Origin of the sequence: Streptomyces sichuanensis (genome assembly GCF_020328095.1) — a bacterium.
In the GTDB taxonomy this organism is placed as follows: Bacteria; Actinomycetota; Actinomycetes; order Streptomycetales; family Streptomycetaceae; genus Streptomyces; species Streptomyces cinnamoneus.
The window spans coordinates 22,737-35,780 of record NZ_JAIXMK010000084.1 but is presented as its reverse complement, the minus strand read 5'-3'; the positions used below and the strand labels follow the sequence as shown (position 1 = coordinate 35,780).

Genomic DNA, 13,044 nt, shown 5'->3' with positions numbered 1-13,044 from the left:
CGACATGCTGATCCCTCGCAGGGTCAAGCACCGCAAGCAGCACCACCCCAAGCGGAACGGCATGGCCAAGGGTGGCACCGAGCTCGCCTTCGGTGAGTACGGCATCCAGGCCCTGACCCCGGCCTACGTGACGAACCGGCAGATCGAGTCCGCTCGTATCGCCATGACCCGTCACATCAAGCGTGGCGGCAAGGTGTGGATCAACATCTACCCGGACCGTCCGCTGACGAAGAAGCCGGCCGAGACCCGCATGGGTTCCGGTAAGGGTTCTCCGGAGTGGTGGATCGCGAACGTCAAGCCCGGTCGGGTGATGTTCGAGCTGTCTTTCCCGAACGAAAAGGTCGCTCGTGAGGCGCTGACCCGCGCCGCTCACAAGCTTCCGATGAAGTGCCGCATTGTTCGGCGCGAGGCAGGTGAGTCGTGATGGCCGCTGGTATCAAGGCGACCGAGCTGCGTGAGCTGAACGACGAGGACCTCGTCGCGAAGCTCCGTGAGGCCAAGGAAGAGCTGTTCAACCTCCGCTTCCAGGCGGCGACCGGGCAGCTTGAGAACCACGGTCGGCTCAAGTCCGTCCGTAAGGACATCGCCCGGATCTACACCCTGATGCGCGAGCGCGAGCTGGGCATCGAGACGGTGGAGAGCGCCTGATGAGCGAGAAGAATGTGACTGAGACGAACGAGCGCGGTTTCCGCAAGACCCGTGAGGGTCTCGTCGTCAGCGACAAGATGGACAAGACCGTCGTCGTCGCCGTCGAGGACCGTGTCAAGCACGCCCTGTACGGCAAGGTCATCCGCCGTACGAACAAGCTCAAGGCGCACGACGAGCAGAACGCTGCCGGCGTCGGCGACCGCGTCCTCCTGATGGAGACGCGTCCGCTGTCGGCGACCAAGCGCTGGCGCGTCGTCGAGATCCTCGAGAAGGCCAAGTAATTCCTGAGGGGAATTCCCCTCGGGCTAGTTCCGCCAGGCTCGGCGCGGGGCTCCCGCCGCTTCCGGAAGGAAGCGGCGGGGCCCCCGCCGGGAACCGGCAGACGATCAGGAGATAGACGTGATCCAGCAGGAGTCGCGACTTCGCGTCGCCGACAACACTGGTGCCAAGGAGATCCTTTGCATCCGTGTTCTCGGTGGCTCGGGTCGCCGCTACGCGGGCATCGGTGACGTCATCGTCGCCACCGTGAAGGACGCGATCCCCGGCGGCAACGTGAAGAAGGGTGACGTCGTCAAGGCCGTCATCGTTCGCACCGTCAAGGAGCGCCGCCGTCCGGACGGCTCGTACATCCGCTTCGACGAGAACGCGGCCGTCATCCTCAAGAACGACGGTGACCCCCGCGGCACCCGTATCTTCGGCCCCGTGGGCCGAGAGCTGCGCGAGAAGAAGTTCATGAAGATCGTCTCGCTCGCGCCGGAGGTGCTGTAACCGATGAAGATCAAGAAGGGCGACCTGGTTCAGGTCATCACCGGTAAGGACAAGGGCAAGCAGGGCAAGGTCATCGTGGCCATGCCCAGCGAGAACCGCGTCCTCGTCGAGGGTGTCAACCGGGTCAAGAAGCACACCAAGGCCGGCCAGACCGCTCGTGGTTCGCAGACCGGCGGCATCGTCACGACCGAGGCCCCCATCCACGTGAGCAACGTTCAGCTCGTCGTGGAGAAGGACGGCAAGAAGGTCGTCACGCGTGTCGGTTACCGCTTCGACGAGAACGGCAACAAGATCCGCGTTGCCAAGCGCACCGGTGAGGACATCTGATGACTGCCACCACCAACGCGCCGCGTCTCAAGCTGCGCTACCGCGAAGAGATCGTCGGCAAGCTGCGTGAGGAGTTCTCCTACGAGAACATCATGCAGGTTCCCGGCCTGACCAAGATCGTGGTCAACATGGGTGTGGGCGACGCCGCCCGCGACTCCAAGCTGATCGAGGGCGCCATCCGCGACCTCACCACGATCACCGGCCAGAAGCCCGCCGTCACCAAGGCTCGCAAGTCCATCGCGCAGTTCAAGCTGCGTGAGGGCCAGCCGATCGGCGCCCACGTCACCCTCCGTGGCGACCGCATGTGGGAGTTCCTGGACCGCACCCTGTCGCTCGCGCTGCCGCGCATCCGCGACTTCCGTGGTCTGTCCCCGAAGCAGTTCGACGGTCGGGGCAACTACACCTTCGGTCTCACGGAGCAGGTCATGTTCCACGAGATCGACCAGGACAAGATCGACCGTGTCCGGGGTATGGACATCACCGTGGTGACCACGGCGACCAACGACGACGAGGGCCGCGCCCTCCTCCGTCACCTCGGCTTCCCCTTCAAGGAGGCGTGACCGAGATGGCGAAGAAGTCTCTGATCGCGAAGGCCGCGCGCAAGCCCAAGTTCGCGGTCCGTGCGTACACCCGCTGCAACCGCTGCGGCCGTCCGCACTCCGTGTACCGCAAGTTCGGCCTCTGCCGCGTGTGCCTTCGTGAGATGGCTCACCGTGGCGAGCTGCCGGGCGTGACCAAGAGCTCCTGGTAACAACCCACTTGGGTTGACCAGGGCTCTCGGTAAGCATCAAGGACGGTGGGGCCCAGTCCTTCACTCGCGTAGAGTTGAAGGGTTGGGCGCCCGCCGCCCATGACCGTCTTACTACGCCGTAGGTCCCCGCGCCGCACCCGCTCCGACTCAGTTCGGGGAGAGGGATGGCGCACATAGGAAACCCCGGCGAGAGAGGCCGAAGGCCAAACATGACCATGACCGATCCGATCGCAGACATGCTGACCCGTCTGCGGAACGCGAACTCGGCTTACCACGACTCCGTGGCCATGCCCCACAGCAAGATCAAGGCGCACATCGCCGAGATCCTGCAGCAGGAGGGCTACATCGCCGGCTGGAAGGTCGAGGACGCCGAGGTCGGCAAGTCCCTCGTCATCGACCTGAAGTTCGGTCCGAACCGTGAGCGCTCCATCGCGGGCATCAAGCGGATTTCGAAGCCGGGCCTCCGGGTCTACGCAAAGTCCACCAACCTGCCGAAGGTCCTCGGCGGCCTGGGCGTGGCGATCATCTCCACGTCCCACGGTCTCCTGACCGGCCAGCAGGCCAGCAAGAAGGGCGTGGGTGGGGAAGTCCTCGCCTACGTCTGGTAATCGGGAACGGAGGAAAAGCTAATGTCGCGTATTGGCAAGCTGCCCATCCAGGTTCCCGCTGGTGTGGACGTCACCATCGATGGCCGTGACGTGCAGGTGAAGGGTCCCAAGGGCACCCTGAACCTGACCATCTCCGCGCCCATCGAGATCGCCAAGGGCGAGGACGGCGTTCTGAACGTCACCCGTCCCAACGACGAGCGTCAGAACAAGGCCCTGCACGGCCTGTCCCGCACGCTGGTGGCGAACATGATCACCGGCGTGACCCAGGGCTACAGCAAGGCTCTTGAGATCAGCGGTGTCGGTTACCGCGTCCAGGCGAAGGGCTCCAACCTGGAGTTCTCCCTGGGCTACAGCCACCCGATCCTGATCGAGGCCCCCGAGGGCATCACCTTCAAGGTCGAGTCGCCCACCAAGCTCAGTGTCGAGGGCATCGACAAGCAGAAGGTCGGCGAGGTTGCCGCCAACATCCGCAAGCTTCGCAAGCCCGACCCCTACAAGGCCAAGGGCGTGAAGTACGCGGGCGAGGTCATCCGCCGCAAGGTCGGAAAGGCTGGTAAGTAAGCCATGGCATACGGTGTGAAGATCGCCAAGGGCGATGCTTACAAGCGCGCCGCCAAGCAGCGCCGCCACATCCGCATCCGCAAGAACATGTCGGGTACGGCCGAGCGCCCGCGTCTCGTCGTGACGCGCTCCAACCGCGGTATCACCGCTCAGGTCATCGACGACCTCAAGGGTCACACCCTGGCGTCGGCGTCGCACCTGGACGCGTCGATCCGTGGTGGCGAGGGCGACAAGAGCGCCCAGGCCAAGAAGGTCGGCGCCCTGGTGGCCGAGCGTGCCAAGGCCGCCGGTGTCGAGGCCGTCGTGTTCGACCGCGGTGGCAACCAGTACGCCGGGCGCATTGCCGCTCTGGCGGACGCCGCCCGCGAAGCCGGGCTGAAGTTCTAAGCCCCGGTTCCGGAGCTAGCGGACGTAACAGAGAGAGGTAAATCCAATGGCTGGACCCCAGCGCCGCGGAAGCGGTGCCGGTGGCGGCGAGCGGCGGGACCGGAAGGGTCGCGACGGTGGCGCTGCCGCCGAGAAGACCGCGTACGTTGAGCGCGTAGTCGCGATCAACCGCGTCGCCAAGGTTGTCAAGGGTGGTCGCCGCTTCAGCTTCACCGCGCTGGTCGTGGTGGGCGACGGTGACGGCACGGTCGGTGTCGGTTACGGCAAGGCCAAGGAAGTTCCGGCTGCCATCGCCAAGGGCGTGGAAGAGGCCAAGAAGAACTTCTTCAAGGTCCCCCGTATCCAGGGCACCATCCCCCACCCGATCCAGGGCGAGAAGGCGGCCGGTGTCGTCCTGCTCAAGCCCGCCACCCCCGGTACCGGTGTTATCGCCGGTGGCCCGGTGCGTGCGGTGCTCGAGTGCGCCGGCGTCCACGACATCCTGTCGAAGTCGCTCGGTTCGTCGAACCCGATCAACATCGTGCACGCCACGGTGGAGGCCCTCCAGGGACTGCAGCGTCCCGAGGAGATCGCCGCCCGTCGTGGTCTGCCGCTTGAGGACGTTGCTCCCGCCGCTCTGCTGCGGGCGCGTGCAGGGGCTGGTGCGTAATGGCTCGCCTCAAGGTCACGCAGGTTAAGTCCTACATCGGCAGCAAGCAGAACCACCGCGACACCCTTCGTTCGCTCGGGCTCAAGCGCCTGAACGACGTGGTTGTCAAGGAGGACCGTCCCGAGATCCGCGGCATGGTGCACACCGTCCGCCACCTCGTGACGGTTGAGGAGGTCGACTGACATGGCGGAGCAGAACCCGCTGAAGGTCCACAACCTCCGTCCTGCCCCGGGCGCCAAGACCGCCAAGACCCGTGTCGGTCGTGGTGAGGCGTCCAAGGGTAAGACCGCAGGTCGTGGTACCAAGGGCACGAAGGCCCGTTACCAGGTTCCGGAGCGCTTCGAGGGTGGGCAGATGCCCCTCCACATGCGTCTCCCGAAGCTCAAGGGCTTCAAGAACCCTGCCCACAAGCAGTTCCAGGTCGTGAACCTGGACAAGCTGGCCGCGCTCTACCCGCAGGGTGGCGAGGTCACGGTGGCCGACCTGGTCGCCAAGGGCGCTGTTCGCAAGAACGAGCTCGTCAAGGTCCTTGGCCAGGGCGAGATCTCCGTGGCGCTGCAGGTGACGGTGGACGCCGTCTCCTCCTCCGCCCAGGAGAAGATTGCCGCCGCCGGCGGCACCGTCACCGAGCTCATCTGAGCTCGTTGATCTGACAACCGGGGATGTCCCAAAAGGGGCATCCCCGGTTGGTCGTTCCAAGGGGGGCACGGTCGCCGGTAAGGTGGCGTGCACTGCTAATCTCCGCGCGGCCTGTGTCCGTGCGGATTTTGACTGACTACGTATTCGTCGATCCTCAAGACCGTCACCTCTCACGTAGCCACGTGGGGGGCGCAGGAGGCACCGTGCTCACCGCGTTCGCCCGGGCGTTCAAGACGCCCGACCTGCGCAAGAAGCTGCTGTTCACGCTGGGCATCATGGTCCTCTTCCGGCTGGGGGCCCACGTCCCCGTGCCCGGCGTCGACTACCGCAACGTCCAGACGTGCATGGACCAGGCCAAGAGCGGGATGGGCCTTTTCGGCCTCGTGAACATGTTCAGCGGTGGTGCGCTGCTGCAGATCACGATCTTCGCGCTGGGGATCATGCCGTACATCACGGCGAGCATCATCCTTCAGCTTCTCACCGTCGTCATTCCGAGACTGGAAGCCCTCAAGAAGGAGGGCCAGTCCGGGCAGACCAAGATCACCCAGTACACCCGCTACCTGACCGTCGCGCTCGCGGTGCTCCAGGGCACCGGCCTCGTGGCCACCGCTCGCAGTGGTGCGCTCTTCGGCAACTGCACGGTCGGCAACCAGATCGTGCCCAACCAGTCGATCTTCACCACGGTCGTCATGGTCATCACGATGACCGCGGGCACGTCGCTCATCATGTGGCTCGGTGAGCTGATCACCGACCGCGGCATCGGCAACGGCATGTCGATCCTGATGTTCACCTCCATCGCGGCCGGCTTCCCGAGCGCCCTGTGGGCGATCAAGATGCAGGGCAAGCTGATGGGCGGCTGGCTGGAGTTCAGCCTGGTGATCCTCTGCGGTCTGGCGATGGTCGCACTGGTCGTCTTCGTGGAGCAGGCCCAGCGCCGCATCCCGGTCCAGTACGCGAAGCGCATGATCGGCCGCCGTTCCTACGGCGGTACGTCCACCTACATCCCGCTGAAGGTGAACCAGGCCGGTGTGATCCCGGTCATCTTCGCCTCGTCGCTGCTCTACATCCCGGCGCTGCTGGTGCAGTTCACCGGCTCCAAGGCGGACTGGGCCAACTGGGTCCAGGCCAACCTGGTCAAGGGCGACCACCCGATCTACATGGTCACGTACTTCCTGCTGATCGTTTTCTTCGCCTTCTTCTACGTCGCCATCTCCTTCAACCCCGAAGAAGTTGCCGACAATATGAAGAAGTATGGTGGATTCATCCCGGGCATCCGGGCTGGTCGTCCCACCGCGGAGTACCTGAGCTACGTGCTGAACCGCATCACGTGGCCTGGCTCGCTCTACCTGGGCCTGATCGCCCTGGTGCCCACGGTGGCACTGGTCACACTCAACGCGAACCAGAACTTCCCGTTCGGGGGAACCAGCATCCTGATCATCGTGGGTGTCGGTCTGGAGACTGTGAAGCAGATCGAGAGCCAGCTTCAGCAGCGCAACTACGAAGGGTTCCTCCGCTGATGCGAATCGTCCTCGTCGGCCCGCCCGGCGCCGGCAAGGGTACGCAGGCCGCGTACCTCGCCAAGAACCTCGCGATCCCGCACATCTCGACGGGTGACCTCTTCCGGGCGAACATCAGCCAGGGCACGCCGCTCGGCCAGAAGGCCCAGGAGTACATGCGTGCCGGCCAGCTGGTGCCGGACGAGGTCACGATCGGGATGGCCCGGGACCGCATGGAGCAGCCGGACGCCGCCGGCGGCTTCCTGCTCGACGGCTTCCCGCGCAACCTGGCCCAGGCCGAGGCGCTGGACGAGATCCTCAAGACGGACGGGCTGCGGCTCGACGCCGTCCTGGACCTGGAGGTCCCGGAGGACGAGGTCGTCAAGCGGATCGCCGGCCGCCGGATGTGCCGCAAGGACAGCAGCCACATCTTCCACGTGATCTACAACCCGCCGGCGACGGAGGGCATCTGCGACACGTGCGGTGGCGAGCTGTACCAGCGCGAGGACGACAGCGAAGAGACCGTCCGCAAGCGGCTGGAGGTCTACCACAGCGAGACCGAGCCGATCATCGACTACTACAAGGCCCAGGGCCTGGTGGTGACGATCTCGGCGCTCGGCAAGGTCGCCGAGGTGACCCAGAGGGCCATGGAGGCCCTCCCCGCGCGCGCCTGACGCACGCCGAACACGGCCGCGATGCCCCCACGGGCATCGCGGCCGTAGTGTTGTTCCCACGCGCCCGAGGGCGCGCCCACCGCAGAACCGAGGAAGGCAGTCCATGGTCGAGATCAAGACCCCCGAGCAGATCGCGAAGATGCGCGAGGCGGGACTGGTCGTCGCCGCCATCCACGCGGCCACCCGGGAGGCCGCCGTCCCCGGCGCCACGACCAAGGACCTGGACGAGGTCGCGCGGAAGGTGATCGCCGAGCACGGGGCGAAGTCGAACTTCCTCGGCTACGGCGGCTTCCCCGCCACGATCTGCACCTCGGTCAACGAGGTCGTCGTCCACGGCATCCCGGACGAGAAGACCGTCCTGAAGGACGGCGACATCATCTCCATCGACGCCGGCGCCATCGTGGACGGCTGGCACGGCGACGCGGCCTTCACGGCCTTCGTGGGCACCGGTCACGCTCCGGAGCTGGTCGAGCTCTCGCGGGTGACCGAGGAGTCGATGTGGGCCGGCATCGCGGCCGTGCGCAGCGGCAACCGCCTGGTCGACATCTCCAAGGCCATCGAGGGCTACATCCGCCGCCAGCCCCGCCCGGCCTCGGGCAAGTACGGGATCATCGAGGACTACGGCGGGCACGGCATCGGCTCCGAGATGCACATGGACCCGCACCTGCTGAACTACGTCTCCCGCAAGCGCGGCAAGGGCCCGAAGCTGGTCCCCGGCTTCTGCATCGCGATCGAGCCCATGGTGAGCCTGGGCACCGCGAAGACCCACGTCCTGGCGGACGAGTGGACGGTCCTCACCGACGACAAGAGCTGGTCCTCCCACTGGGAGCACTCCGTCGCCCTGACGGAGCAGGGCCCGCTGGTGCTGACGGCGGTCGACGGTGGCCGCGCGAAGCTGGCGGAGTACGGCGTGACGGCGGCACCGGACCCGCTGGCCTGAGGTGGTTCGTCCACCGGTCCGGCCGCCGGTTCGCCGGACGGGGTCCGGCGCAGCCGGCCGAAGCTTGTGAGGCGCTCCGGCGCCGAGCCCGCGAGGGCGGCGTCGGGAGGAGTGGCGCACTCCGTCGCCCTGACGGAGCAGGGCCCGCTGGTGCTGACGGCGGTCGACGGTGGCCGCGCGAAGCTGGCGGAGTACGGCGTGACGGCGGCACCGGACCCGCTGGCGTAAGGATCTCCACGGCGGGGCAAGCACCCTGGATTAGGCTTTCCGGTTGCCCTGACGTAGACTGATGCGTCGGCTCTCGTGTATCCGCATGCCTGCGTGCATACGGGGGAGTCGATCAAGGTAGCCGATTCGAAAGGCGAAGCGTGGCCAAGAAGCAAGGTGCCATCGAGATTGAGGGCACCGTGATCGAGTCTCTGCCGAACGCCATGTTCAAGGTGGAGCTCCAGAACGGTCACAAGGTCCTCGCGCACATCAGCGGCAAGATGCGGATGCACTACATCCGCATCCTCCCGGATGACCGGGTCGTCGTGGAGCTGTCTCCGTACGACCTCACGCGTGGCCGGATCGTCTACCGCTACAAGTAGATCTTGTCGACGCCCCGCTGCGGCGGGGCGCCGGCACTGACCCGGAGAACCTCACACCCATGAAGGTCAAGCCGAGCGTCAAGAAGATCTGCGACAAGTGCAAGGTGATCCGCCGCCACGGCCGGGTCATGGTCATCTGCGACAACCTGCGCCACAAGCAGCGCCAGGGCTGACGCAGAACCTGCACTCGCAGTTTCTTCGCGCGACGCATAGCAATACGTACATACGCAGGGCCCGTCCAGCCCAGGCTGGCGACACCTCCGGCGGGGGCCGGGGACCCGGACGTACCGCTCTTCCAGAACGGAAGGGCCGGCGGTCGGGAGTGGCACTGCGGAAGACCCCCGAGAATCAACTGGAGCCATTGAATGGCACGCGTTTCCGGTGTTGACATCCCGCGCGACAAGCGCGTGGAGGTTGCACTCACCTACGTCTTCGGTATCGGCCGCACCCAGTCGCAGGCGACTCTCGCCGCCACCGGTGTGAACCCGAACACCCGCGTTCGTGACCTTCCCGAAGAGGACCTGGTCAAGATCCGCGAGTACGTGGACGCCAACCTCAAGACCGAGGGTGACCTCCGTCGCGAGATCCAGGCCGACATCCGCCGCAAGGTCGAGATCGGCTGCTACCAGGGTCTGCGTCACCGTCGTGGCCTGCCCGTCCACGGTCAGCGCACCAGCACGAACGCCCGTACCCGCAAGGGCCCGCGTCGCGCCATCGCCGGCAAGAAGAAGCCGGGCAAGAAGTAGTCCGCAGCGGACGCTCACCAGCGGTCTTCGCTGTAGGACCGACCACCTCCCTCCATCAGGAGTAAGACATGCCCCCCAAGGGTCGTCAGGGCGCTGCCAAGAAGGTGCGCCGCAAGGAAAAGAAGAACGTCGCTCACGGCCACGCGCACATCAAGAGCACGTTCAACAACACCATCGTTTCGATCACCGACCCCACGGGCAACGTGATCTCCTGGGCCTCCGCCGGCCACGTCGGCTTCAAGGGCTCGCGCAAGTCCACCCCCTTCGCCGCGCAGATGGCCGCCGAGTCGGCCGCCCGCCGCGCGCAGGAGCACGGCATGCGCAAGGTTGACGTCTTCGTCAAGGGCCCGGGCTCCGGTCGCGAGACCGCCATCCGTTCGCTCCAGGCGACCGGTCTTGAGGTTGGCTCCATCCAGGACGTCACCCCCACCCCGCACAACGGCTGCCGTCCGCCGAAGCGCCGCCGCGTCTGACGCTGCGCCGTTCGCACGGCTGCTGCCTTGAGAGTGTGGGCGGTACGGCTCCTCGGAGCCGTGCCGCCCGTACCCTTGTAGTACCTCGGGACATCAAATAGTGGGTGTCCATGACTGAAGGATTCGCAACATGCTGATCGCTCAGCGCCCCTCGCTGACCGAAGAGGTCGTCGACGAGTTCCGCTCGCGGTTCGTGATCGAGCCGCTGGAGCCGGGCTTCGGCTACACCCTCGGCAACTCCCTGCGTCGTACGCTCCTCTCCTCGATCCCGGGTGCGGCGGTCACGTCCATCCGCATCGACGGTGTCCTGCACGAGTTCACCACCGTGCCGGGCGTCAAGGAGGACGTCACCGACCTCATCCTGAACATCAAGCAGCTGGTCGTCTCCTCCGAGCACGACGAGCCGGTCGTGATGTACCTGCGCAAGCAGGGTCCCGGCCTGGTCACCGCTGCTGACATCGCCCCCCCGGCCGGCGTCGAGGTGCACAACCCCGACCTGGTCCTGGCGACCCTGAACGCCAAGGGCAAGCTGGAGATGGAGCTGACCGTCGAGCGCGGTCGCGGCTACGTCTCCGCCGTCCAGAACAAGCAGGTGGGCCAGGAGATCGGCCGCATCCCGGTCGACTCCATCTACTCGCCGGTCCTCAAGGTCACCTACAAGGTCGAGGCGACCCGTGTCGAGCAGCGCACCGACTTCGACAAGCTGATCGTCGACGTCGAGACCAAGCAGGCCATGCGCCCGCGCGACGCCATGGCGTCCGCCGGTAAGACCCTGGTCGAGCTGTTCGGTCTGGCCCGCGAGCTCAACATCGACGCCGAGGGCATCGACATGGGCCCGTCCCCCACGGACGCCGCCCTGGCCGCCGACCTGGCGCTGCCGATCGAGGAGCTTGAGCTCACCGTTCGGTCGTACAACTGCCTCAAGCGCGAGGGCATCCACTCCGTGGGTGAGCTCGTCGCCCGCTCCGAGGCCGACCTGCTCGACATCCGCAACTTCGGTGCGAAGTCGATCGACGAGGTCAAGGCGAAGCTGGCCGGCATGGGCCTGGCCCTCAAGGACAGCCCGCCCGGATTCGACCCGACCGCCGCCGCGGACGCCTTTGGTGCGGACGACGACGCGGATGCCGGGTTCGTCGAGACCGAGCAGTACTAAGAGCCCGGGCCTCACGGCTCGATCTCGGCTGCGGGTCCGCTTCGGCTGATCGCGCAGTTCCCCGCGCCCCTCAGGGGGCGCGGGGTCTCCGACGGGCGACCGCCCGCTCGGATACTGACTCCGGTACCTGATACGGCCGGGGCAGACACCTAGGAGAAACACCATGCCGCGTCCCACCAAGGGTGCCCGTCTGGGCGGCGGTGCCGCGCACGAGAAGCTGATGCTGGCGAACCTCGCCAAGTCGCTCTTCGAGCACGGCCGCATCACGACGACCGAGGCCAAGGCCCGCCGCCTGCGTCCGGTCGCCGAGCGCCTGATCACCAAGGCGAAGAAGGGCGACATCCACAACCGTCGCCAGGTGCTGCAGACGATCACGGACAAGGGCATCGTGCACGTGCTCTTCACCGAGATCGCGCCGCGCTTCGCCGAGCGTCCGGGTGGCTACACCCGCATCACCAAGATCGGCAACCGTCGTGGCGACAACGCCCCGATGGCTGTGATCGAGCTGGTCGAGGGTGAGATCGCCAAGAAGGCGACCGTCGCCGAGGCCGAGGCCGCCACCAAGCGTGCGGTCAAGGAGTCCGAGGCCGCCGCCGAGGCTCCGGCCGAGGAGTCGAAGGACGCCTGACGACGCTGATGCGTGTCAGTGACGGGCCCGCCCCTTCCGGGGGCGGGCCCGTCCCGCATTTCTGAGAGGAACACTCGGTGAGTGACGAGGTGGCGCCCGGTTTCGTCCGGGTGCGGCTGGACCTGTCGTACGACGGCAAGGACTTCTCCGGCTGGGCCAAGCAGCGCGAGGGACAGCGCACGGTCCAGGGCGAGATCGAGAGCGCGATCCGGACCGTGACGCGGTCCCAGGAGACGTACGAGCTGACGGTCGCCGGCCGTACGGACGCCGGGGTGCACGCGCGCGGCCAGGTCGCCCATGTCGATCTTCCGGCGGAGGTTTGGGCCGAGCACGAGGACAAACTGCTGCGCCGGCTGGCCGGGAGGCTGTCGCACGACGTCCGCGTGTGGAAGGTCGCCGAGGCCCCGGCCGGTTTCAACGCGCGCTTCTCGGCGATCTGGCGGCGCTACGCGTACCGGGTCGTCGACCACGTCGGTGGGGTCGACCCGCTGTTGCGCGGTCATGTCCTGTGGCACGACTGGCCGTTGGACGTGGACGCGATGAACGCCGCGGCGCAGCAGCTGGTCGGCGAGCACGACTTCGCCGCGTACTGCAAGAAGCGCGAGGGCGCGACGACGATCCGTACGCTCCAGCAGCTGAGCTGGGAGCGGGACACCTCCGGCGTCATCACGGCGACCGTGCGCGCGGACGCGTTCTGCCACAACATGGTGCGCTCGCTGGTGGGCGCGATGCTGTTCGTCGGTGACGGGCACCGGCCGGTGGAGTGGCCGGGCAAGGTGCTGGCGGCCGGCGTGCGGGATTCGGCGGTGCACGTGGTGCGGCCGCACGGGCTGACGCTGGAGGAGGTCGGGTATCCGGCCGACTCGGAGCTGGCGGCGCGGAACCTGGCGGCCCGCAACAAGCGGACGCTGCCCGGAGCCGGTTGCTGCTAAGGGCCTGATGTCCTCAAAGGGCGCCGGGCGGACTGGAGTTACCAGCCCGCCCGGCGTCTTCGTGTATCCGGCGC

23 protein-coding genes and 1 pseudogene are annotated in these 13,044 nt (G+C 66.6%); all 24 read left to right on the top strand.

The window, feature by feature from the left end:
- The first annotated feature begins 4 nt into the window (after positions 1–4).
- The 24 genes and pseudogenes from rplP (at position 5) to truA (ending at position 12,970) form a co-directional block, all read left to right on the top strand.
- Positions 5–424 carry a 50S ribosomal protein L16 gene (gene rplP, locus LE181_RS22635; protein WP_106677952.1) on the top strand — a complete coding sequence of 140 codons (420 nt, stop codon included), beginning with the start codon at positions 5–7 and terminating at the stop codon, positions 422–424.
- Complete coding sequence (gene rpmC / locus LE181_RS22630; protein ID WP_030368408.1) at positions 424–648, top strand: 50S ribosomal protein L29; 225 nt, start codon at positions 424–426, stop codon at positions 646–648. Before rplP ends, rpmC begins: the two co-directional genes overlap by 1 nt.
- On the top strand, positions 648–929 hold the full coding sequence (gene rpsQ / locus LE181_RS22625) for a 30S ribosomal protein S17 (protein ID WP_019888756.1): 282 nt from the start codon (positions 648–650) through the stop codon (positions 927–929). Before rpmC ends, rpsQ begins: the two co-directional genes overlap by 1 nt.
- Before the next feature lie 118 nt (positions 930–1,047).
- Positions 1,048–1,416, top strand: coding sequence for a 50S ribosomal protein L14 (rplN, locus tag LE181_RS22620; RefSeq protein WP_087927567.1), 369 nt, complete (start codon positions 1,048–1,050; stop codon positions 1,414–1,416).
- A 3-nt stretch (positions 1,417–1,419) separates the two neighbouring features.
- On the top strand, positions 1,420–1,743 hold the full coding sequence (rplX, locus tag LE181_RS22615) for a 50S ribosomal protein L24 (RefSeq protein ID WP_030368405.1): 324 nt from the start codon (positions 1,420–1,422) through the stop codon (positions 1,741–1,743).
- Positions 1,743–2,303: a 50S ribosomal protein L5 gene (rplE, locus tag LE181_RS22610; RefSeq protein ID WP_086567288.1), complete on the top strand. Its 561-nt coding sequence runs from the start codon at positions 1,743–1,745 to the stop codon at positions 2,301–2,303. Before rplX ends, rplE begins: the two co-directional genes overlap by 1 nt.
- A gap of 5 nt (positions 2,304–2,308) precedes the next feature.
- A complete protein-coding gene (locus tag LE181_RS22605) occupies positions 2,309–2,494 on the top strand; it encodes a type Z 30S ribosomal protein S14 (protein ID WP_071964550.1) in 186 nt (61 codons plus the stop codon).
- A 209-nt stretch (positions 2,495–2,703) separates the two neighbouring features.
- A complete protein-coding gene (gene rpsH / locus LE181_RS22600; RefSeq protein WP_058046822.1) occupies positions 2,704–3,102 on the top strand; it encodes a 30S ribosomal protein S8 in 399 nt (132 codons plus the stop codon).
- 21 nt (positions 3,103–3,123) lie between these two features.
- Complete coding sequence (gene rplF, locus LE181_RS22595; protein WP_190111586.1) at positions 3,124–3,663, top strand: 50S ribosomal protein L6; 540 nt, start codon at positions 3,124–3,126, stop codon at positions 3,661–3,663.
- Between the two features lie 3 nt (positions 3,664–3,666).
- Positions 3,667–4,050: a 50S ribosomal protein L18 gene (rplR, locus tag LE181_RS22590; RefSeq protein ID WP_179081375.1), complete on the top strand. Its 384-nt coding sequence runs from the start codon at positions 3,667–3,669 to the stop codon at positions 4,048–4,050.
- Positions 4,051–4,096: 46 nt separating this feature from the next.
- Positions 4,097–4,699, top strand: coding sequence for a 30S ribosomal protein S5 (gene rpsE / locus LE181_RS22585; RefSeq protein ID WP_190111585.1), 603 nt, complete (start codon positions 4,097–4,099; stop codon positions 4,697–4,699).
- Positions 4,699–4,881 (top strand): 50S ribosomal protein L30, encoded by a 183-nt coding sequence (rpmD, locus tag LE181_RS22580; RefSeq protein ID WP_018558884.1) that lies wholly within the window; start codon positions 4,699–4,701, stop codon positions 4,879–4,881. Before rpsE ends, rpmD begins: the two co-directional genes overlap by 1 nt.
- A gap of 1 nt (position 4,882) precedes the next feature.
- On the top strand, positions 4,883–5,338 hold the full coding sequence (gene rplO, locus LE181_RS22575; RefSeq protein ID WP_225663335.1) for a 50S ribosomal protein L15: 456 nt from the start codon (positions 4,883–4,885) through the stop codon (positions 5,336–5,338).
- Between the two features lie 203 nt (positions 5,339–5,541).
- Positions 5,542–6,855: a preprotein translocase subunit SecY gene (gene secY, locus LE181_RS22570; RefSeq protein ID WP_225663334.1), complete on the top strand. Its 1,314-nt coding sequence runs from the start codon at positions 5,542–5,544 to the stop codon at positions 6,853–6,855.
- Positions 6,855–7,508, top strand: a complete 654-nt coding sequence (locus LE181_RS22565) for an adenylate kinase (protein WP_225663333.1) — start codon at positions 6,855–6,857, stop codon at positions 7,506–7,508. Before secY ends, LE181_RS22565 begins: the two co-directional genes overlap by 1 nt.
- A gap of 103 nt (positions 7,509–7,611) precedes the next feature.
- Positions 7,612–8,448, top strand: a complete 837-nt coding sequence (gene map, locus LE181_RS22560) for a type I methionyl aminopeptidase (protein ID WP_225663332.1) — start codon at positions 7,612–7,614, stop codon at positions 8,446–8,448.
- 117 nt (positions 8,449–8,565) lie between these two features.
- Positions 8,566–8,676, top strand: a pseudogene (locus tag LE181_RS22555) (type I methionyl aminopeptidase); the annotation flags it as partial.
- A gap of 140 nt (positions 8,677–8,816) precedes the next feature.
- Complete coding sequence (gene infA / locus LE181_RS22550) at positions 8,817–9,038, top strand: translation initiation factor IF-1 (RefSeq protein WP_003956442.1); 222 nt, start codon at positions 8,817–8,819, stop codon at positions 9,036–9,038.
- Between the two features lie 59 nt (positions 9,039–9,097).
- Positions 9,098–9,211, top strand: a complete 114-nt coding sequence (gene rpmJ, locus LE181_RS22545) for a 50S ribosomal protein L36 (RefSeq protein ID WP_003956441.1) — start codon at positions 9,098–9,100, stop codon at positions 9,209–9,211.
- A 192-nt stretch (positions 9,212–9,403) separates the two neighbouring features.
- Positions 9,404–9,784, top strand: coding sequence for a 30S ribosomal protein S13 (gene rpsM, locus LE181_RS22540; RefSeq protein ID WP_030368393.1), 381 nt, complete (start codon positions 9,404–9,406; stop codon positions 9,782–9,784).
- 68 nt (positions 9,785–9,852) lie between these two features.
- Positions 9,853–10,257, top strand: coding sequence for a 30S ribosomal protein S11 (gene rpsK / locus LE181_RS22535; RefSeq protein ID WP_003948617.1), 405 nt, complete (start codon positions 9,853–9,855; stop codon positions 10,255–10,257).
- A gap of 130 nt (positions 10,258–10,387) precedes the next feature.
- Entirely contained in the window at positions 10,388–11,410 is a 1,023-nt protein-coding gene (locus LE181_RS22530) for a DNA-directed RNA polymerase subunit alpha (protein ID WP_004946635.1), read from the top strand.
- A gap of 163 nt (positions 11,411–11,573) precedes the next feature.
- Positions 11,574–12,038, top strand: coding sequence for a 50S ribosomal protein L17 (rplQ, locus tag LE181_RS22525; RefSeq protein WP_030368392.1), 465 nt, complete (start codon positions 11,574–11,576; stop codon positions 12,036–12,038).
- Positions 12,039–12,115: 77 nt separating this feature from the next.
- A complete protein-coding gene (truA, locus tag LE181_RS22520; RefSeq protein WP_225663331.1) occupies positions 12,116–12,970 on the top strand; it encodes a tRNA pseudouridine(38-40) synthase TruA in 855 nt (284 codons plus the stop codon).
- Positions 12,971–13,044: the final 74 nt, after the last annotated feature.

What these genes read in the sequence shown, in the direction of transcription:
- rplO (WP_225663335.1), top strand. Translation starts at nt 4,883, where the DNA reads ATGGCGGAGCAGAACCCGCTGAAGGTCCACAACCTCCGTCCTGCCCCG.
- rpsK (WP_003948617.1), top strand. Translation starts at nt 9,853, where the DNA reads ATGCCCCCCAAGGGTCGTCAGGGCGCTGCCAAGAAGGTGCGCCGCAAG.
- LE181_RS22530 (WP_004946635.1), top strand. Translation starts at nt 10,388, where the DNA reads ATGCTGATCGCTCAGCGCCCCTCGCTGACCGAAGAGGTCGTCGACGAG.
- rplE (WP_086567288.1), top strand. Translation starts at nt 1,743, where the DNA reads ATGACTGCCACCACCAACGCGCCGCGTCTCAAGCTGCGCTACCGCGAA.
- rpsH (WP_058046822.1), top strand. Translation starts at nt 2,704, where the DNA reads ATGACCATGACCGATCCGATCGCAGACATGCTGACCCGTCTGCGGAAC.
- rplQ (WP_030368392.1), top strand. Translation starts at nt 11,574, where the DNA reads ATGCCGCGTCCCACCAAGGGTGCCCGTCTGGGCGGCGGTGCCGCGCAC.
- rpmJ (WP_003956441.1), top strand. Translation starts at nt 9,098, where the DNA reads ATGAAGGTCAAGCCGAGCGTCAAGAAGATCTGCGACAAGTGCAAGGTG.
- rpmD (WP_018558884.1), top strand. Translation starts at nt 4,699, where the DNA reads ATGGCTCGCCTCAAGGTCACGCAGGTTAAGTCCTACATCGGCAGCAAG.
- LE181_RS22565 (WP_225663333.1), top strand. Translation starts at nt 6,855, where the DNA reads ATGCGAATCGTCCTCGTCGGCCCGCCCGGCGCCGGCAAGGGTACGCAG.
- rplR (WP_179081375.1), top strand. Translation starts at nt 3,667, where the DNA reads ATGGCATACGGTGTGAAGATCGCCAAGGGCGATGCTTACAAGCGCGCC.
- rpmC (WP_030368408.1), top strand. Translation starts at nt 424, where the DNA reads ATGGCCGCTGGTATCAAGGCGACCGAGCTGCGTGAGCTGAACGACGAG.
- LE181_RS22605 (WP_071964550.1), top strand. Translation starts at nt 2,309, where the DNA reads ATGGCGAAGAAGTCTCTGATCGCGAAGGCCGCGCGCAAGCCCAAGTTC.
- rplF (WP_190111586.1), top strand. Translation starts at nt 3,124, where the DNA reads ATGTCGCGTATTGGCAAGCTGCCCATCCAGGTTCCCGCTGGTGTGGAC.
- rpsM (WP_030368393.1), top strand. Translation starts at nt 9,404, where the DNA reads ATGGCACGCGTTTCCGGTGTTGACATCCCGCGCGACAAGCGCGTGGAG.
- rplX (WP_030368405.1), top strand. Translation starts at nt 1,420, where the DNA reads ATGAAGATCAAGAAGGGCGACCTGGTTCAGGTCATCACCGGTAAGGAC.
- rplP (WP_106677952.1), top strand. Translation starts at nt 5, where the DNA reads ATGCTGATCCCTCGCAGGGTCAAGCACCGCAAGCAGCACCACCCCAAG.
- rpsE (WP_190111585.1), top strand. Translation starts at nt 4,097, where the DNA reads ATGGCTGGACCCCAGCGCCGCGGAAGCGGTGCCGGTGGCGGCGAGCGG.
- rpsQ (WP_019888756.1), top strand. Translation starts at nt 648, where the DNA reads ATGAGCGAGAAGAATGTGACTGAGACGAACGAGCGCGGTTTCCGCAAG.
- map (WP_225663332.1), top strand. Translation starts at nt 7,612, where the DNA reads ATGGTCGAGATCAAGACCCCCGAGCAGATCGCGAAGATGCGCGAGGCG.